This is a genomic window from Ruegeria sp. CE9 (assembly GCF_056537425.1).
The window spans coordinates 102,165-119,916 of record NZ_JBQFRO010000002.1 but is presented as its reverse complement, the minus strand read 5'-3'; the positions used below and the strand labels follow the sequence as shown (position 1 = coordinate 119,916).

At 56.3% G+C, this 17,752-nt stretch carries 19 protein-coding genes; 16 read left to right on the top strand and 3 right to left on the bottom strand.

The window, feature by feature from the left end; genetic code table 11:
• The 10 genes from ACR0B3_RS05085 to ACR0B3_RS05040 all read left to right on the top strand — a co-directional run bounded on the left by ACR0B3_RS05085 (window position 1) and on the right by ACR0B3_RS05040 (window position 7,565).
• The gene (locus tag ACR0B3_RS05085) at window positions 1–555 is read left to right on the top strand and encodes an NnrU family protein (RefSeq protein ID WP_170685296.1); all 555 of its coding nucleotides are present in this window, start codon (window positions 1–3) and stop codon (window positions 553–555) included.
• Window positions 556–567: 12 nt separating this feature from the next.
• Window positions 568–774, top strand: a complete 207-nt coding sequence (locus ACR0B3_RS05080; RefSeq protein WP_170685297.1) for a DUF1737 domain-containing protein — start codon at window positions 568–570, stop codon at window positions 772–774.
• Window positions 774–1,802, top strand: a complete 1,029-nt coding sequence (locus ACR0B3_RS05075; protein ID WP_480808126.1) for a MaoC family dehydratase — start codon at window positions 774–776, stop codon at window positions 1,800–1,802. The genes ACR0B3_RS05080 and ACR0B3_RS05075 overlap by 1 nt, the downstream gene beginning before the upstream one ends.
• 66 nt (window positions 1,803–1,868) lie before the next feature.
• Window positions 1,869–2,543, top strand: a complete 675-nt coding sequence (locus ACR0B3_RS05070) for a DUF1194 domain-containing protein (RefSeq protein ID WP_480808125.1) — start codon at window positions 1,869–1,871, stop codon at window positions 2,541–2,543.
• A 204-nt stretch (window positions 2,544–2,747) separates the two neighbouring features.
• The gene (gene sdhC, locus ACR0B3_RS05065; protein WP_170685300.1) at window positions 2,748–3,131 is read left to right on the top strand and encodes a succinate dehydrogenase, cytochrome b556 subunit; all 384 of its coding nucleotides are present in this window, start codon (window positions 2,748–2,750) and stop codon (window positions 3,129–3,131) included.
• A gap of 13 nt (window positions 3,132–3,144) precedes the next feature.
• Window positions 3,145–3,528, top strand: a complete 384-nt coding sequence (locus ACR0B3_RS05060) for a succinate dehydrogenase, hydrophobic membrane anchor protein (protein ID WP_480808124.1) — start codon at window positions 3,145–3,147, stop codon at window positions 3,526–3,528.
• A gap of 12 nt (window positions 3,529–3,540) precedes the next feature.
• Window positions 3,541–5,349, top strand: a complete 1,809-nt coding sequence (sdhA, locus tag ACR0B3_RS05055) for a succinate dehydrogenase flavoprotein subunit (protein WP_480808123.1) — start codon at window positions 3,541–3,543, stop codon at window positions 5,347–5,349.
• Between the two features lie 12 nt (window positions 5,350–5,361).
• Entirely contained in the window at window positions 5,362–6,141 is a 780-nt protein-coding gene (locus ACR0B3_RS05050) for a succinate dehydrogenase iron-sulfur subunit (protein ID WP_170408332.1), read from the top strand.
• 137 nt (window positions 6,142–6,278) lie between these two features.
• The gene (locus ACR0B3_RS05045; protein WP_480808122.1) at window positions 6,279–6,419 is read left to right on the top strand and encodes a hypothetical protein; all 141 of its coding nucleotides are present in this window, start codon (window positions 6,279–6,281) and stop codon (window positions 6,417–6,419) included.
• A 282-nt stretch (window positions 6,420–6,701) separates the two neighbouring features.
• On the top strand, window positions 6,702–7,565 hold the full coding sequence (locus tag ACR0B3_RS05040) for an urea carboxylase-associated family protein (RefSeq protein WP_480808121.1): 864 nt from the start codon (window positions 6,702–6,704) through the stop codon (window positions 7,563–7,565).
• Between the two features lie 12 nt (window positions 7,566–7,577).
• On the opposite strand, the gene deoD is transcribed toward ACR0B3_RS05040, so the two are convergent.
• The 3 genes from deoD to ACR0B3_RS05025 all read right to left on the bottom strand — a co-directional run bounded on the left by deoD (window position 7,578) and on the right by ACR0B3_RS05025 (window position 10,698).
• Entirely contained in the window at window positions 7,578–8,288 is a 711-nt protein-coding gene (gene deoD, locus ACR0B3_RS05035) for a purine-nucleoside phosphorylase (protein WP_480808120.1), read from the bottom strand.
• Between the two features lie 17 nt (window positions 8,289–8,305).
• Complete coding sequence (locus ACR0B3_RS05030; protein ID WP_480808119.1) at window positions 8,306–8,617, bottom strand: H-NS histone family protein; 312 nt, start codon at window positions 8,615–8,617, stop codon at window positions 8,306–8,308.
• A gap of 113 nt (window positions 8,618–8,730) precedes the next feature.
• Window positions 8,731–10,698 (bottom strand): methylmalonyl-CoA mutase family protein, encoded by a 1,968-nt coding sequence (locus ACR0B3_RS05025; RefSeq protein ID WP_480808118.1) that lies wholly within the window; start codon window positions 10,696–10,698, stop codon window positions 8,731–8,733.
• 145 nt (window positions 10,699–10,843) lie between these two features.
• Between ACR0B3_RS05025 and ACR0B3_RS05020 the strand changes: the two genes are divergently transcribed.
• The 6 genes from ACR0B3_RS05020 (at window position 10,844) to ACR0B3_RS04995 (ending at window position 17,752) form a co-directional block, all read left to right on the top strand.
• Window positions 10,844–12,226, top strand: coding sequence for a 1-acyl-sn-glycerol-3-phosphate acyltransferase (locus ACR0B3_RS05020; RefSeq protein WP_480808117.1), 1,383 nt, complete (start codon window positions 10,844–10,846; stop codon window positions 12,224–12,226).
• Between the two features lie 111 nt (window positions 12,227–12,337).
• Window positions 12,338–13,624 carry a crotonyl-CoA carboxylase/reductase gene (gene ccrA / locus ACR0B3_RS05015; protein ID WP_170589705.1) on the top strand — a complete coding sequence of 429 codons (1,287 nt, stop codon included), beginning with the start codon at window positions 12,338–12,340 and terminating at the stop codon, window positions 13,622–13,624.
• A 367-nt stretch (window positions 13,625–13,991) separates the two neighbouring features.
• On the top strand, window positions 13,992–14,711 hold the full coding sequence (locus ACR0B3_RS05010; RefSeq protein ID WP_480808116.1) for a helix-turn-helix transcriptional regulator: 720 nt from the start codon (window positions 13,992–13,994) through the stop codon (window positions 14,709–14,711).
• A gap of 84 nt (window positions 14,712–14,795) precedes the next feature.
• Window positions 14,796–15,434: an acyl-homoserine-lactone synthase gene (locus ACR0B3_RS05005; RefSeq protein ID WP_480808115.1), complete on the top strand. Its 639-nt coding sequence runs from the start codon at window positions 14,796–14,798 to the stop codon at window positions 15,432–15,434.
• 60 nt (window positions 15,435–15,494) lie between these two features.
• Complete coding sequence (locus tag ACR0B3_RS05000; RefSeq protein ID WP_480808114.1) at window positions 15,495–17,027, top strand: ATP-dependent DNA helicase; 1,533 nt, start codon at window positions 15,495–15,497, stop codon at window positions 17,025–17,027.
• The gene (locus tag ACR0B3_RS04995) at window positions 17,024–17,752 is read left to right on the top strand and encodes an SDR family oxidoreductase (RefSeq protein WP_480808113.1); all 729 of its coding nucleotides are present in this window, start codon (window positions 17,024–17,026) and stop codon (window positions 17,750–17,752) included. Before ACR0B3_RS05000 ends, ACR0B3_RS04995 begins: the two co-directional genes overlap by 4 nt.

The following is a 17,752-nucleotide window of genomic DNA, read 5'->3' as shown; positions in this document are numbered from 1 at the left end:
ATGGGCTTTGTTCTTCTGATCCTTGGTGTGGCGCTGTGGTGGGCCGCACATCTGTTCAAGCGCGCGATGCCGGACCGCCGGGCCGCAATGGGCGATGCGGGCAAGGGCGTTGTGGCGCTTGCTTTGGTGGTCTCGATATTGCTGATGATTTTCGGCTATCGCATGACCGATTTCATCTATGTCTGGGCGCCGCCAACCTTCCTGATCCACGTCAACAACCTGTTGGTGTTGTTTGCGTTTTACTTGGCCAGCCCGGCCGGAACAAAAGGCCGCCTGCTGAACAAGGTCCGCCATCCGATGCTGGGCGGATTTAAACTCTGGGCCTTCGCGCATTTGCTGGTGAACGGCGATCTGGCTTCGATCGTGCTGTTTGGTGGACTGCTGGCCTGGGCAATTGTCGAAGTGATCGTGATCAACAAGTCCGAACCCGAATGGACACCGGGCGAACCCGGCACCTATGGCAAGGACGCGATGTTCTTTGTGGGCTCCATCGTGCTGTTGGGTGTTGTGGGCTATATTCACGGGCTGGTCGGCCCATCTCCGTTCGGTGGGTAAGGGGCTTTTTCGATGGCAAAAATTTATCGTCTGCTGACCGAAGAAGACACCTCGGCCTTTTGTCACAAGGTCTCGGACGCTTTGGCAAAAGGGTGGGACCTATATGGTGATCCCTCCTATGCCTTCGACGCGGCCAACAACGTGATGCGCTGTGCGCAGGCTGTGACCAAAGAGGTCGACGCCGACTATTCACCCGACATGAAACTGGGACAGCAATAATGGCAAAAACCAATCCGGGTAATTTCTTCGAGGATTATTCTATCGGGCAGGTCCTGCATCACGCCGTGCCGCGTACGGTGACCGATGGCGAGCGCGCGTTGTATCACGCGCTCTACCCGGCGCGCCATGCGCTCTATTCCTCGGATGAGTTCGCCCGGAATAGTGGCCTGCCGCAAAGCCCGATTGATGATCTGGCGGCGTTCCATGTGGTATTCGGCAAAACGGTTCCCGATATTTCGCTGAACGCGGTCGCCAATCTGGGCTATGCCGAGGGTCGCTGGCTGAAACCGGTCTATCCCGGCGATACCCTGCGCGCCGAATCCGAGGTGATCGGCCTCAAGCAAAACTCAAACGGCAAAACTGGCGTCGTCTGGGTCCGCACCCGCGGCCTGAACCAGCGCGATGAGGTGGTTATCGAATATGTGCGTTGGGTGATGGTGCGCAAATCCAACCTCGACGCGCCCGCGCCCGAAACAGTGGTGCCCGAGTTGAAGAAAGCTCTGGACGCCGGCGATCTTGTGGTGCCGCAGGGCCTCGATTTCTCAAAATATGATTTTGTACAATCCGGTGAAAACCACCGCTGGGATGCGTACAACACGGAAGAAACGATTGATCACGTCGATGGCGTGACCGTTGAAGAGGCCGAGCATATGCTCGCCACCCGCCTCTGGCAAAACACCGCCAAAGTGCATTTCGACCTGACGGTCCGCCCCGAAGGTCGGCTGATCTATGGCGGCCACGTCATCTCAATGGCGCGTGCTTTGTCCTTCAACGGCTTGGCGAATGCGCAGATGATCGTTGGTCTGAACGCAGGCGCCCATGCCAATCCCTGTTTCGCGGGCGACACGATCAAGGCCTGGTCCGAGGTTCTGGACAAGGCCGAAACCGGAACCCCCGGAATCGGTGCCATCCGCCTGCGCCTTGTTGCGACCAAAGGCGGCGAGCCCTTTGTTCTGCGTAATGACGATGGCAAATATCTTCCTAACGTACTGTTAGATTTGGATTATTGGGCTCTGATGCCGATGTGAGTTTCGCCATCTGGCGGCTAACATTGAAGTGATCGCGCTCTGCGAAAACCATGCTACGCTTGGTGCATGATGATGTTGCGTGCGATCATCGCCAGCTTGTGTCTGGCCCCTCAGGCTTATGCTTGTGATTTGGCTCTGGCCTTGGCTGTAGACGTTTCGGGCTCGGTCGATTCCCAGGAATACCGTATCCAAATGGACGGCCTTGCAGCCGGGTTGCGCGATCCGATTGTGTCCGAGGCCCTGGTGCGCGGGCAGGCCCGTCTGATGTTGGTACAATGGACAGGCAGCTCACGCCAACGGATCACAATCCCCTGGACCCGGATCGACAGCTTTCCCACGCTGGACAGTTTTGCCGAACAGGTCGCAGCCGATCCGCGTGTCTGGCGAAACTTCTCAACTGCGATTGGTGAGGCGCTCGATATGACCGTCACCAGCTTTGACGAAGTGTCTGAATGTAAAAGACATTTGATTGACCTTTCGGGTGACGGTATTTCGAATGAAGGTATTGAACCCTCGACAATCCACACCAAACTGCGTGATCTTGGGATCACCGTGAATGCAATCGCAATTGAAGAAAGCGAACCTGATCTTACAGCCTATTTCTTTGAGAATGTCATCGTGGGGGAAGGGGCCTTTGTCGTCTCTGCAGCGGGATTTGACGACTACCCGGAACGTATTCGCAAGAAGCTGTTGCGCGAGGTAACGCAGCAGACTGCTGGGTTAACGGCGGCGCAACCATAGATTCGTGATCACATTGCTTTTCCATTGAAAACGCTAACATTGGAGGTGTCGAAGGTATTTTGTGATCACGAGATTATTTTGCGTGATCACAAATGCGTCTTATCGTCAATTTTGCAGCAAAATTACTGGATTTTGCACCTGCAGCGCGTGACAGAGTCGCAAAAAACAGTAAAACGTTCGGTAGCCAACCGAAAAGGAGCCAACATGGCCGATGTAAATCGAGGCAACCGCCCGCTCTCACCTCATTTGACGATTTATCGTCCGCAGATGACCTCCATCTCTTCGATTATGGTGCGCATCACGGGTCTTGCGTCTTTTGGCTTGGCATTGTTGGTCGTTTGGTGGCTGCTTGCAGCGGCCACATCGCAAAGTGCCTTTGAACAGATCAATGGATTGATGACCAGTTTCCTGGGTGATCTGGTCATGTTCGGCGCGGCGTGGGCTATTTTCTATCACATGTTGGGCCGTTTGCGGCACGTCATTTGGGATCTGGGATATTGCGTGGATGTTGAAGTGTCCGAGAAGATGGGCATTGGCATGTTCGTGTTGGCAACCGTGTTGGCCCTGATCACCGCCGTGGCGCTTTAAGAGGAGGTTGGCTATGCAATTTCTGACAGACCGCAAACGCGCGCAGGGCATGGGAGCTGGACGCGCAGGAACGCATCACCATTGGCAAATGATGCTCAGCTCGGCGGCGCTGGTCATCCTTGTGCCGCTGTTTGTATTTACCTTCGGGCACGCCCTGGGTGGAACCTACGAAGAAGCTCTGGCCTACTACAGCCGTCCGTTCCCGGCGATTGTCATGGGTCTGACGCTGGTTGTTGTCATCCCGCACCTGTTGCGTGAAGCACAGGAAGCGATTGAGGACTATGTGCATGGCGTTGCCGAAAAGCTGGCGCTGATGGCCGCACGGGCCTTTGCATACACATTGATTGCTGCGGGTCTTTTTGCGCTCGCGCGGCTGGCCCTCGGATATGCGCAGTAAGGAACAAGAACAATGACAGCAGCATATGAATACGAAACCCACGAATATGACGTGGTTGTTGTTGGTGCCGGTGGTGCGGGTCTGCGGGCCACATTGGGTATGGCGGAACAGGGTTTGCGCACGGCCTGTGTGACCAAGGTTTTCCCGACCCGTTCGCATACGGTGGCGGCACAGGGCGGTATCGCCGCGTCCTTGTCAAACATGGGGCCGGACCATTGGCAGTGGCATATGTATGACACCGTAAAAGGCTCTGACTGGCTGGGTGACACCGATGCGATGGAGTACCTGGCACGCGAAGCGCCTAAAGCTGTCTATGAGTTGGAACACTACGGCGTACCATTCAGCCGGACCGAGGAAGGTAAAATCTATCAGCGCCCGTTCGGGGGCCACACCACCGAGTTTGGCGAAGGCCCCGCCGTGCAGCGCACCTGTGCCGCTGCCGACCGGACCGGCCACGCGATCCTGCACACCCTCTATGGTCAGTCGCTAAAGAACAACGCCGAGTTCTACATCGAATATTTCGCCATCGATCTGGTCATGTCCGATGACGGGCAGTGTCAGGGTGTCGTCTGCTGGAAGCTGGACGATGGCACGATGCATGTTTTCAACGCCAAGATGGTTGTTCTGGCAACCGGCGGCTATGGCCGCGCCTATTTCAGCGCGACCTCGGCCCATACCTGCACCGGTGACGGCGGCGGTATGGTGGCCCGCGCGGGTCTTGCGCTGCAGGATATGGAGTTCGTTCAGTTCCACCCAACCGGCATCTACGGATCAGGCTGCCTGATCACCGAAGGTGCGCGTGGTGAGGGCGGGTATCTGACCAACTCGGAAGGCGAACGGTTCATGGAGCGTTACGCGCCCCAGTATAAAGACCTTGCGCCGCGCGATTATGTCAGTCGCTCGATGACCATGGAAATTCGCGAAGGCCGCGGACATGGCGACGATGGCGATCATATTCACCTGAACCTCAGCCACCTGCCGGCCGAGGCTCTGGCGGAACGCTTGCCAGGGATTTCGGAATCGGCGCGTGTGTTTGCCGGTGTCGACGTGACCAAGGAGCCGATCCCTGTTCTGCCGACAGTGCACTACAATATGGGTGGTATCCCGACTAATTATTGGGGTGAGGTTCTGAACCCGACTGCTGACAACCCGACTGCCGTTGTCCCCGGCCTGATGGCTGTGGGCGAGGCCGGGTGTGCCTCGGTTCACGGGGCAAACCGTCTTGGTTCAAACTCGTTGATCGATCTCGTGGTCTTTGGCCGCGCAGCGGCGATCCGGGCGGGCAAAGTTGTGGATCCGGAAGCTCCAAATCCGGTTCTGAACCAAGCGTCGGTCGACAAGGCATTTGACCGCTTCGATGCGGTGCGCAACGCCAGCGGCGCGATCCCAACCGCCGATCTGCGGCTTGAGATGCAACGCACCATGCAGGAGGACGCAGCCGTGTTCCGGACCGCCAAGACCATGGCGGAAGGCGTCGAGAAGATGACGGCGATTGCGGCGAAGATGGATGACCTTAAAGTGTCGGACCGCAGCCTAGTCTGGAACAGTGACCTGATGGAATCACTGGAGCTGACCAACCTGATGCCAAGCGCTCTGGCCACCATCGTTGGGGCCGAGGCTCGCAAGGAATCGCGTGGCGCACACGCGCATGAGGATTTCACCGAGCGTGACGATGAAAACTGGCGCGTTCACACGGTCAGCCGCGTCGAAGGCAACAAGGTCGAGCTGAGCTATCGCCCTGTCATCGTCGATCCGCTGACGAACGAAGACGAAGGCGGCATCAGTCTGAAACGAATCGCGCCCAAGGCGCGGACGTTCTAAGGAGAGGAACCCATGGTACAACTGACCCTCCCCAAGAATTCGCGCATCACAACGGGCAAGACATGGCCTAAGCCCGATGGCGCGACGAATGTGCGCAAATTCCAGATTTACCGCTGGAATCCTGATGATGGCCAGAACCCGCGCGTTGACACCTATTTCGTCGACATGGATACCTGCGGGCCGATGGTTCTGGACGCGCTGATCAAGATCAAGAATGAGATCGACCCGACCCTGACCTTCCGCCGGTCGTGCCGTGAGGGCATCTGCGGCTCCTGCGCGATGAATATCGACGGGATCAACACGCTGGCCTGTATCTATGGCATGGATGAGATCAAGGGCGATGTGAAGATCTATCCGCTGCCGCATATGCCGGTGGTCAAAGACCTGATCCCGGACTTGACGCATTTCTACGCGCAGCACGCCTCGATCATGCCGTGGCTTGAGACCAAGACCAACCGTCCTGCGAAAGAGTGGAAGCAGTCGATCGAAGACCGCAAAAAGCTGGATGGCCTTTATGAATGCGTGATGTGCGCCAGTTGCTCGACTTCGTGCCCCAGCTACTGGTGGAACGGCGACCGCTATCTTGGGCCCGCCGCGCTTTTGCATGCCTATCGCTGGATCATCGACAGCCGGGATGAGGCCACAGGTGAGCGTTTGGACGAGCTGGAAGACCCCTTCAAGCTGTATCGCTGCCATACCATCATGAACTGCGCCAAAACCTGCCCCAAGGGACTGAATCCGGCCAAGGCGATTGCCGAGATCAAAAAGATGATGGTCGACCGCGCGGTCTGATCGCGCATATTACCAATGCACTTGCCGGGTTGCGGCAAGTGCATGACGCCTCTGCAAAACTATGCGATGCGTTTGCCTGTTTGCGGATCTAAGTTTCGCACAGGGAGGAGTGATAAGATCGAATAAAGGTCACTCCGATGAGCACGCAAAACCAAAAAATCGACGCTGCGAAAGCGCTAGAGCTGTTGGAACAGGCTTGGGCCTATTATACGCCCGAGCCGGTCGTTCCAGCCAAAGACGAAACTCCTGAACTATTTGAATACTCCAACGCGGCCTGATCTGCTGGGCTTGAAAAACGCGGCACAATCGGCCAAGCAGTTGCATGCCTATTTTGCTGCTTCTGCTTGCCGCCGGTGTGTTTGCCTATTTCTTTTGGCGATCCCGCACGTCTTCACTGACGCGCGACTGCAGATGGCGGCAACACCGAAGTGAGGGCCAGTGGCGTTGCGCCTATTGTGGCGCGGTCTCAAAGTCTGATGCCGAACCCACCCAATGCCTGAAAGGGCAATAAGGACGGTTTGGGGTTTTCCGTCAGGACGAACTGAGCCACTCTCCGCCCCATGACAGAATCTTGGAACACGCCCCGCCCGCCCGCCGATGCAGATACACGCCGTGCTGTAGCTCCAGTTATCTGCTACCCGAATGACGGGCTGCCAAAACCCGATCTCGGGCTGTATCAAGCTGCGCGTGATACAGCGCACAAAACGGATGAGGTGTTGGTGCCACCGCGAGATGCACGTTGCTTTGAGGTGCCCGCGGGGCATTTCTTTCGGATCACTTCTGTTGAAGGATCGCAAGTTGGCGATCTAAACCTGTGGAACCTCAATGACCTGACCGAGCGGTTTTACTCCGGCAAGACGCGGGCGTTGCACGGCACCCACATCACCACGGGTGAGCGTATGTGGTCGAGCTTTCCGCATATGCGCCCCATGGCAACGATCATTGCCGATACGTTGGGATGGTATGGGATTGATGAATTCGGAGGGTCGGTGCACGATGTGATCGGGACCCGATGCGATCCCTATACCGGTAATCTGCTAGCTGAGTCCCAGTACCATTACTGTTGCCATTCGAATCTGACGCGCGCGTTGGCGGATCATTTGGGTATTTCCTTGGCCGAAGCCGAGCCTGCCGTCCACGATGTGTTGAACGTGTTCATGTGTACCGGTTTCACGCGTGATACCGGGCAGTATTTCATGAAAGCTTCACCCGTCCGTCCGGGGGATTATCTTGAGTTCTTTGCCGAGATTGATCTGCTTGGAAATCTCAGCGCGTGCCCCGGCGGTGATTGTTCGTCCGAACACTCATCAGATACCGCTGCGTGTCATCCCTTGCTGGTCGAAACTTTTGCCCCGGCTGACGGTGCATTGAAGGGGTGGAGCAGCCCCGTGCGCAACGGATATGACCGCACGCACGGGCGCTAAGATTCTTGTGGCTCAGCTGTCAGGGAAGGCGGCTTGCAAGGCGATTTCGACCATATCACCAAAGCTGCTCTCTCGATCCGAAGAGGGCAGGGCCTCGCCAGTGAGCAGATGGTCGGAAACTGTAAGGACCGCTAGCGCCCGACATTTATGACGCGCCGCGAGGATGTAAAGCTCTGCCGCTTCCATCTCGACACCCAGGATCCCGTGCCGAACCATTTGTTCGTTCAGATCAGGACGTTCGTCATAGAAAACATCCGAAGAGTAGATGCCGCCTACATGGGTCGGCGTACCTTTGGCGTTCGCAGCCAGCGCTGCAGCCTGCAGCAAGCCCCAATCGGCACAAGGAGCAAAGTTCAGCTCTTTCATGATGCCGCGCGAAGGGGTGCTGAGCGTGGTCGAGGTCATCGCCAGAATGACGTCGCGCACATTCACGCTGTCCTGCATCCCGCCACAAGATCCGATGCGGATCAGAGTTTTGGCACCGTAGTCGCGGATCAGTTCGTTGACGTAGATCGACAGTGACGGCATTCCCATACCACTGCCCTGAATGGTAACGCGGTTGCCTTTCCAAGTGCCGGTGAACCCCAGCATGCCGCGCACCTCGTTGACCAGTTGGACATCGTCCAGAAAGGTCTCAGCAGCCCATTTGGCGCGATACGGGTCACCGGGCAAAAGAACGGTTTCTGCGATCTGGTCTTTTTCAGCTCCGATATGGATCGTCATTTGGGAGACTCCCTCGCTTAAATTTCGAGATCGGAGATATCAGTGCCAGCCTTGATTGCGTCATGCACCCATTGCGGTTTGCGGCCGCGTCCGGTCCAGGTTTGATCGGGATTTTCAGGGTTTCGGTATTTCGGCTTGGCAGTTTTTGACGATTTAGCGCCATCCACCGACAATTCGGACAGTGAAAATCCGAATTCGGCTGCCGCCTTTTCGGCGGCTTTCAACGCTTCTTTGCGCTCGCGCACCTCGGCGGTTTTTAGCGCTTTTTCGATCCGATCGCGCAATTCGCGCAATTCTTTACGCGACATTTTTTCCAGATCGATAGCCATTTTATTCTCCATTCCAGCGAATCCCCAGCTTATTGGCGGGGAAATTGAATTAGTCTGGCTTTAATTATTCCCATTTTAGGGGAAATAAAATTGGAGATTTCAGGAATTCCTTTTTATTCGGCGGCGATTTCCCTTGGGTCAACCAATGTGACGATATCACCCATGATCGCATTTAGTTCAAAATTCTTGGGTGTATAGACTTTTAAAACTCCCATGGAACGCAATTGCTCGGCGTCTTCATCGGGGATGATGCCGCCTACAATAACCGGGATATCACTTAGCCCTGCTGCTTTCAGTCGCGTCATCACGTCCTTCACCAAAGGCAGGTGGCTGCCAGACAGGATCGAAAGACCGATCACATGCGCTTTGTCTTCTTGTGCCGCAGTTACGATCTCTTCAGGCGTCAGGCGGATACCTTCATAGCTGATATCCATGCCACAGTCGCGCGCGCGGAAGGCGATCTGTTCGGCCCCGTTCGAGTGTCCGTCCAGACCCGGCTTGCCAACAAGAAACTTCAGCCTGCGACCCAGCCGGTCGCTGACTGCGTCTACGGCTGCGCGCAGGTCCTCCAGCCCTTCGGTTTTGTTTGATACTGACCCCGATACGCCAGTTGGTCCACGATAGGTGCCGTATGCTTTGCGCATTTCTTCAGCCCATTCACCGGTTGTCACACCAGCCTTAGCCGCAGCGATAGAAGGCGCCATCACGTTGGCGCCAGACTTCGCTGCTTCGCGCAGGGCTTGCAACGCCGCAGCCACGGCAGCGTCATCCCGGTCCGCACGCCAGGTGTTCAAGCGCCCGATTTGTTCCTGCTCGACCGCCGGGTCGACCACCATGATGCCACCATCTTCAGTCTGCAGAGGCGATGTTTCGCCCTCAGTCCATTTGTTTACACCAACGACAACAGTTTCGTTGCGCTCAATCCGGTTCAGGCGCTCGGCATTTGATTCGACCAACCGGGACTTCATATATTCGATCGAGGCAACCGCGCCACCCATCGACTCAAGGTTGGCAAGCTCGGCCCGCGCCCCATTCTTGAGCTCTTCGACCTTGGCATCGACGACCGGGTTGCCGTCAAACAGATCGCCATATTCCAGCAGGTCGGTTTCATAGGCGAGGATTTGTTGCATTCGCATCGACCATTGCTGATCCCAAGGGCGGGGCAGGCCAAGCGCTTCGTTCCACGCAGGCAATTGCACAGCCCGCGCACGGGCATGTTTCGACAATGTAACCGCCAGCATTTCGATCAAAATGCGATAGACGTTGTTTTCAGGCTGCTGTTCGGTCAGCCCCAGCGAGTTCACCTGAACACCATAGCGGAATCGGCGGAACTTGGGGTCTTCTACGCCATAGCGCTCGTGCAGGATCTCATCCCAAAGATCGACGAATGCGCGCATTTTGCACATTTCGGTAACAAAGCGAATGCCTGCATTTACAAAGAATGAAATCCGGCCGCACAGGGCGGGAAAGTCCTCGGCCGGTACGCGAGGGCGCAATTCATCCAGCACGGCAATGGCGGTTGCCAGCGCATAGGCCAGCTCTTGCTCGGGCGTCGCTCCGGCCTCTTGGAGATGATAGGAACACACATTCATCGGGTTCCATTTGGGCACGTTGTCATAGCAATATTCAGCCACATCCGCGATCATCTTCAACGAAGGCTTAGGCGGGCACACATAAGTGCCGCGGCTGAGGTATTCTTTGATCAGGTCGTTCTGGACGGTACCCTGTAGTTTCGAGACATCCGCGCCCTGTTCCTCGGCCACCGCGATATACAAGGACAACAGCCATGGGGCAGTGGCATTGATCGTCATTGAGGTGTTCATCTGTTCAAGCGGGATTTGTTCGAACAGAACCCGCATATCCCCCAGATGGCAGATCGGAACACCAACTTTGCCAACCTCACCACGCGCCAACGTGTGGTCGCTGTCATACCCGGTCTGGGTCGGCAGATCGAACGCGACAGACAGGCCAGTCTGACCTTTGGCCAGGTTCGCACGATAAAGCGCGTTTGACGCCTTGGCTGTCGAGTGACCGGCATAGGTACGGATGAGCCAGGGGCGATCTTTCTGCAACTGCGTCATGGGTCAAGCCTCGCGGATCGTTGAGCAATAAAATTACTTTCCTTGACGGTAAATAGTAATTTTAGACCCTTGTCAATTCGCTGCATCGCGGCATCACCCTTTTCTGCAGATTGTGGGTGGCCTCGATTGATGGCACTGTGCCCAAATGATGCAGACTGTGGAAATTCCGCTTTGGCTGTTTGTGCTGATCGTGCTGTTTGCTGCGGTCACATTTGCCTCGCATTTTTTGTTCCCTTCGGTGCGTTGGTTTTTCCGCCGCCGTCTTGAACGGGCTGTCGCGCGGTTGAACAAGCGCCTGCAACGCCCAATCCAGCCATTCAAGCTGGCTGGGCGGCATGACATGATCCAGCGGCTCATCTATGACCCGCAGGTCAGCCGTGCGGTGCAGCAACATGCCAAGAAGGAAGGTGTGCCCGACGCAGTCGCATCGGAACAGGCCCGTCGCTATGCGCGCGAGATTGCACCGTCATTCTCGACGGTAGCGTATTTCAGCATCGCGATCCGATTTGCGCGTATGCTGAGCAATGCGTTCTACAAAGTTCAACTGGGATATGAAGACAAGGCCGCGCTGGACAATATCGATCCGGACGCAACGGTGGTTTATGTCATGAACCACCGTAGCAACATGGATTACGTGCTGGTCACTTATCTGGCCGCGGATCACTCGACCCTGTCCTATGCAGTAGGTGAATGGGCGCGTGTCTGGCCGCTAAGCCGACTAATTCGCGCGATGGGCGCCTACTTTATCCGCCGCAAGTCAGGCAGCGATTTGTATCGTCAGGTGCTTGCAAGCTATGTGCGCCACGCGACCGAAGCGGGCGTGACGCAGGCGATGTTCCCCGAAGGTGGGCTGAGCCTGACAGGCAAGTTGGGTCGCCCTAAACTAGGCCTGCTGAAATACATCCTTGATGGTGCCGAACTGCAGGGTCGGGATGTCGTGTTCGTTCCCGTGGCCCTGAACTACGATAGGGTGCTTGAAGATACTGTTCTAACGGCAGCTGCGAAAGACAGCGAACGCCGTTTCCGTGCACGGATCGGAGTGATTACCCGTTGGACGCTCAAACAGATTTGGCGCAGGCTTGTTGGACGCTACAAGAGGTTTGGTATTGCCTCGGTACGATATGCGACCCCGATATCACTTAAGGAATTCCGGGCCTCGCATGAACGGGACCTCACGACTGACCTAGCGCGTGAGTTGATGCGTAGGATCGGTGCCGCCATCCCCTTTGTTCCGGTTCCTGCAACGTGTCTGCTCATACAGGAAGAGGGCCAGATGTCAGAGCATGAACTGAAGGAACGGCTGTTGGCTCTGGGTGGTGAGGCCGTTGCCGAGGATGGTGGCAAGGCGATTGACGATGCGATCAATCAACTGGTCGAGCGACGGATATTGCAGCGAGAGAACGGGGTTCTAAGCCCATCGGGTCAGCGGTCTGAGTTGCTTACCTATTATGCCGCCGCATCGGAGCCTACCGTTCTGGGCGGTAATGATGCAAGTGCAGAAAGTATTTCTGCAACCGCTGGGTCATAAAATTACAAAATAGACGCCAAAACGGTTGCAATATTACCAAAGGGATAATATTCCGTCTTTGGAAGCCCGCGATTCTGCGGCGCGGCAACATTTGGAAAAAAGGAGGCCAGCATGGCTTTGGATGTCGATAGCGGTATCGCGTCGTATGAGGCGCCGGAGAAGGACCTCTATGAAATGGGTGAAATCCCTCCGATGGGGTATGTTCCCAAGCAGATGTATGCGTGGGCCATTCGGAAAGAGCGCCATGGCGAGCCTGACACCGCGATGCAGCTTGAGGTCGTCGATGTCCCAAAGCTGGACAGCCACGAAGTTCTGGTCCTCGTTATGGCGGCAGGTGTGAACTACAATGGCGTCTGGGCGTCACTTGGCAAACCAATCAGCCCGTTTGATGGCCACGGCCAACCGTTCCACATCGCGGGATCGGATGCTTCAGGCATCGTCTGGGCCGTCGGTGATAAGGTTAAGCGCTGGAAAGTCGGCGATGAGGTTGTGATCCACTGCAATCAGGACGATGGCGACGATGAGCACTGCAATGGTGGCGACCCGATGTATTCGCCCAGCCAGCGCATCTGGGGCTATGAGACACCGGACGGCTCGTTCGCGCAATTCACCAATGTACAAGCACAGCAGCTGATGCCGCGCCCCAAGCACCTGACCTGGGAAGAAAGCGCCTGCTATACCCTGACGCTTGCGACCGCCTATCGGATGCTGTTCGGGCACGAGCCGCACGATCTGAAGCCCGGCCAAAACGTTCTGGTCTGGGGGGCCTCGGGTGGCTTGGGCTCATACGCCATCCAGTTGATCAATACGGCTGGTGCAAATGCGATTGGTGTGATCTCGGACGAAAGCAAACGTGACTTCGTTATGGATCTGGGTGCCAAGGGCGTTATTAACCGCAAGGATTTCAATTGCTGGGGCCAGTTGCCCACTGTGAACACGCCGGAATATGCCGAATGGTTCAAAGAGGCCCGCAAGTTTGGCAAGGCTATCTGGGATATCACCGGCAAAGGTGTGAATGTCGATATGGTGTTTGAACATCCCGGCGAAAGCACGTTCCCGGTTTCGACCTTTGTTGTGAAGAAGGGCGGAATGGTCGTGATTTGCGCAGGCACCACCGGTTACAACCTGACCTTTGATGTGCGTTACATGTGGATGCACCAGAAACGTCTGCAAGGTTCGCATTTTGCGCATCTCAAGCAGGCCTCGGCTGCGAACCAGTTGATGGTTGAGCGGCGTCTGGACCCTTGCATGTCCGAAGTCTTCACCTGGCAGGATCTGCCCGAGGCGCACATGAAGATGATGCGCAATGAACACAAGCCAGGCAACATGTCTGTATTGGTGCAAGCCCCGCATACGGGCATGCGGACACTTGAGGAAGTATTAGCGGCCCGCGACTAACGGTCTCAGGCAATCAGCAGCTACAACACCTGTAGGGCGCGCATCCGCCTTGCGGGTGTTTGCTATTTCTGTCAGTGATTGTGTGTTTTCAATAACTTACGAAGTATCGTCCCGCTATTTTTGGGGAGTAGAAAGCAGCGAGTAGGCCGAATTAGTCTGCACATGTTATGGTTGTGTTAACCCTTCGTTAACTATTTCGGGGACACCCTGATGGCGCAAAATGAGTGGATTTTGGACGTTCTGTCGGACCTCAACGCCTTTGCGATAGCGAATGGTTTGAGCGCACTTGCCGAGCAGCTTGACGACACAAGACTGATCGCCGCGGCCGAGATTGCGTCCTTGAAGGATGAGGCTTGCGCGCCTGCGAATGGGAACAAAATTCGATTTGAGCCAAATCCTCGAGGATTTGGAAAACACCAGCACGCTTGAAGAACTGACCGATGTAGCGGTCCAGTTACGTAAACCACTGCAAATTGATCACATGACCTATCACTGGGTTGATGGCGCAGGGGATCAATACGGGTTTACGACCTATTCAGACGCCTGGGATGAGCGCTATAGGGACAAAAATTACCATCGTATCGATCCGGTTATTTTGGGATGTTTCCAGCGTTTTCACGCAGTGGATTGGAAGCAACTAAACTGGTCCGGCAAAGCAGTGCGGGCTTTCTTGCAAGACGCACAAGTGCATGGAGTCGGAAATCAGGGATATTCGATTCCGCTGCGGGGACCCAGTGGGCAGTTCGCACTGTTTACTGTTAATAACACCTGTGATGACGCCGCGTGGCAGACATTCATACAGTCTTATGGCCGCGATCTGATCCTTGTCGCACATTTTCTCAATCGCAAAGCGTTGGAGTTTGCCAAAAACCGGCAGCCGGAAACCACGCGCGGTCTCTCGCCCCGCGAAATTGATGCCATGACCTTGTTGGCACTGGGCTATAGCCGGGCGCAGGTGGCCCATTCGCTCTCGATTTCCGAACATACGCTGAGGGCTTATATCGAAAGCGCGCGCTCAAAACTCGGAGCGCAAAATACGACTCATGCAATCGCCACCGCGCTGAGTAGAGGATTAATAGTCGTTTAACGACCGTACGGTGGTCTCATCTTAAATTAACCACGAGTTCGTACCCCCCTTTGTTCCAACTATGGACGACAAGGGGAATACGTCATGTTGCGTTATTTGTATGCGGATGAGCTGCATAAGTTTCCGGATTTGGCCAAGGGGATGTTCAGGGACCGTGCGGATCAGTTCAAAACCCGCCTTGGCTGGGACGTCAAGGTTGATGACAAGGGGGAAGAGCGGGACCAGTATGATGATCTCAACCCGCTCTATGTGATTTGGGAAGAGGCGGATGGCAGCCACGGCGGGTCGATGCGTATTTTGCCAACGACCGGGCCGGTTATGGTTAATGATGTGTTCGGGCATCTCACTGGTGGCAGTCCCATCAACAGCCCGCTGATCTGGGAGGTCACCCGCTTTTGTCTTTCGCGCAACGCGAGCGCTCATACCGCTGGGGCCATCATGCTCAGCGGTGGTGAAGTGATGGAGGGCTTTGGCCTTACTCATATCGCGGGCGTTTTTGATGCGCGCATGATCCGGATCTATCGACTGATTGGTTCTTCGCCCGTTGTGCTGGGCACCGAAGGGTCGGGCCGCGATCAGATTTCGGTTGGTCTGTGGCCGTATTCGGCGGAAGATTGTAACCGGGTCGCTGCCCGCGCAGGTATCCCGCGTGAGTTGTCGCGGCTGTGGTTCAGAACAGCCTTTGGCAACAGCGTGCAGCATCGGTTTGCGCTGTCTGCCTGAATGTGCGGAAATCGTATTCCGCATCTGGTGGGGCGCTGCGCGTCCCTGTAGGGTCGCGCCATGTCCTTGCCCCAAGTCACCTTTTCCGAAGATCAGGCCGCCGCCTTTGACAATATTGCCGAGATGTTGCGCGCGGCTGGTGTTGACCTTGAAGACGATGCGCTGCTGAAACTGCCTGGCAACGGCAAGTCCGGAGTCATGGCCGTTATTGGCAAGGCTGGATCAGGTAAAACCCTATTGCTGGCAGAGCTTTACAAGGCCTTGGTCGAGTCTGGGGTCAACTTGATCTCGGGCGATTTCGAAAGCCGCAAATCGCGCGACAGGCGCAGCCTCGCGATCCTTGCGCCAACCAACAAGGCCGCAAGTGTGCTGCGGCTGCGTGGGGTACCTGCGACGACGATCCACCGCATCCTTTACACGCCCGTCTACGACCCGGAATATGAGCGAATTGCCGGGTGGTTAGCGGGCAATGATGAGCGCCCCGAGATCGAAGGGCTGACGGATGAGGCGCTGGATCGGGCAGCAGCATTTTATGCCAACAACAAATCCATCCCCGGCGCACTGGCCGCTGCCGGTTTGCGCGGGTCCGACTTTATAACGGGCTGGAAACGCAGGGATGAGCCGCTGGACATTGGTTTTGTGGACGAAGCCTCGATGCTGGATGATCGACAGTTCGAGGATCTGAAAGAAATTTTTCCGACGCTTTTGCTGTTCGGTGACCCGGCGCAGCTGGCACCTGTCAATCAGTCGGGTTCGATGGTGTTCGACGCGTTGCCAGAGCCGCGCAAGCAAATTCTGCATCGCGTGCACAGACAGACGGCAGATAACCCAATCCTTGATCTGGCCCACGCTCTGTCCGATCCCGCCATGGGCTTTGAGGATTTCGAGCGATTGGTCGAAGACACCGCTCGTAAAGATGATCGTGTTGTGTGGGGCCAGCGGGTCGAGGTTGATCTGATGGCGCGCAGCCCGGTTCTGGTTTGGCGAAACGCAACCCGTATCCGTTTGATTCAGGCGTTTCGCACCGTCCATGGGGCACCAGAAACCGAGTTGCTGGAAGGAGAGCCGCTGATTTGCGACGGTATTGAACTTCCACTGAAGCATCGGAAGAAACGGTTGGACCTTGAGGCACGCGGGCTGATCAAGGGGGCTCAGGTTATCTATCTCGGCCCCGGTCGCAAGCCGGGGTTCTCGCGCCTTCATGTGATGGGGGCCGAAGACCCACAGGTTTCGGCGGCGTCGATCGTACAGATCGAGAAACCCGATGAGGAAGAGCCGTTCATTCCCTATGCCGCACGTATGGGCGCCACGTTTCTGCACGGCGCGGCGGTGACGATCCACAAGGCACAAGGCTCACAATGGGACACGGTGCAAGTCTTTGCACCCGACATCTATGCCGCGGCCCGTATGGGGCGCACCGAAGCGGGGCAACCCTTGTGGAAGCGTCTGGCCTACGTCGCCATAACCCGCGCGCAGGAGAGGTTGAATTGGGTGGTGCGGAACCGGCTATCAAAGCCGACGCATCCGCTGCGCGTGGATGATTTGCGGGCGGTTGCTGCACCGTCACTGACATTGGAGGCGGAAGAGACATGAAAACCATCATTGTAACCGGAGCCAGCTCGGGGATTGGTCGGGCGACAGCGGAGTTGTTTCTTGAAAAGGGTTGGACCGTCGGTTTACTTGCGCGCAGCGCTGATGCGCTGGACGCGATGGCTGACACGTTCGAAAGAGCCATACCGCTGGTCGCGGACGTCACAGATCCTGTCGCTGTCACGCGGGCATTTCGGACCTTCTCGAATCGCACGGACCGGTTGGATGTCTTGTTTAACAATGCAGGTATCTTTGCTCCTGGAGGCACGATTGACGAGATCGCGCTGGAGGATTGGTACAACTCGGTAAACGTAAACCTGAATGGCATGTTCCTGTGCGCGCGCGCGGCATTTGCGGCGATGCGGGCACAGTCACCGCAAGGCGGTCGGATTATCAATAACGGCTCAATTGCAGCCCATGTACCGCGCCCCAATTCGGTGCACTATTCGGCGACGAAACACGCGATTACCGGACTAACGCGCAGCTTGTCGCTGGATGGGCGGGATTACAGCATCGCTTGTGGGCAAATCGATATCGGCAATGCGCGGACTCAAATGGTTCAGAATCTGGTCGACAAGGCTGTTGCGGACGGGCAGACTCCTGATCCGACCATGGATGTTGGCGATGCCGCCCGATCGGTTCTGCACATGGCCGAATTGCCGCCCGAAGCGAATGTTCAGTTCATGACGGTGATGGCTACGACCATGCCGTATATCGGGCGCGGCTAA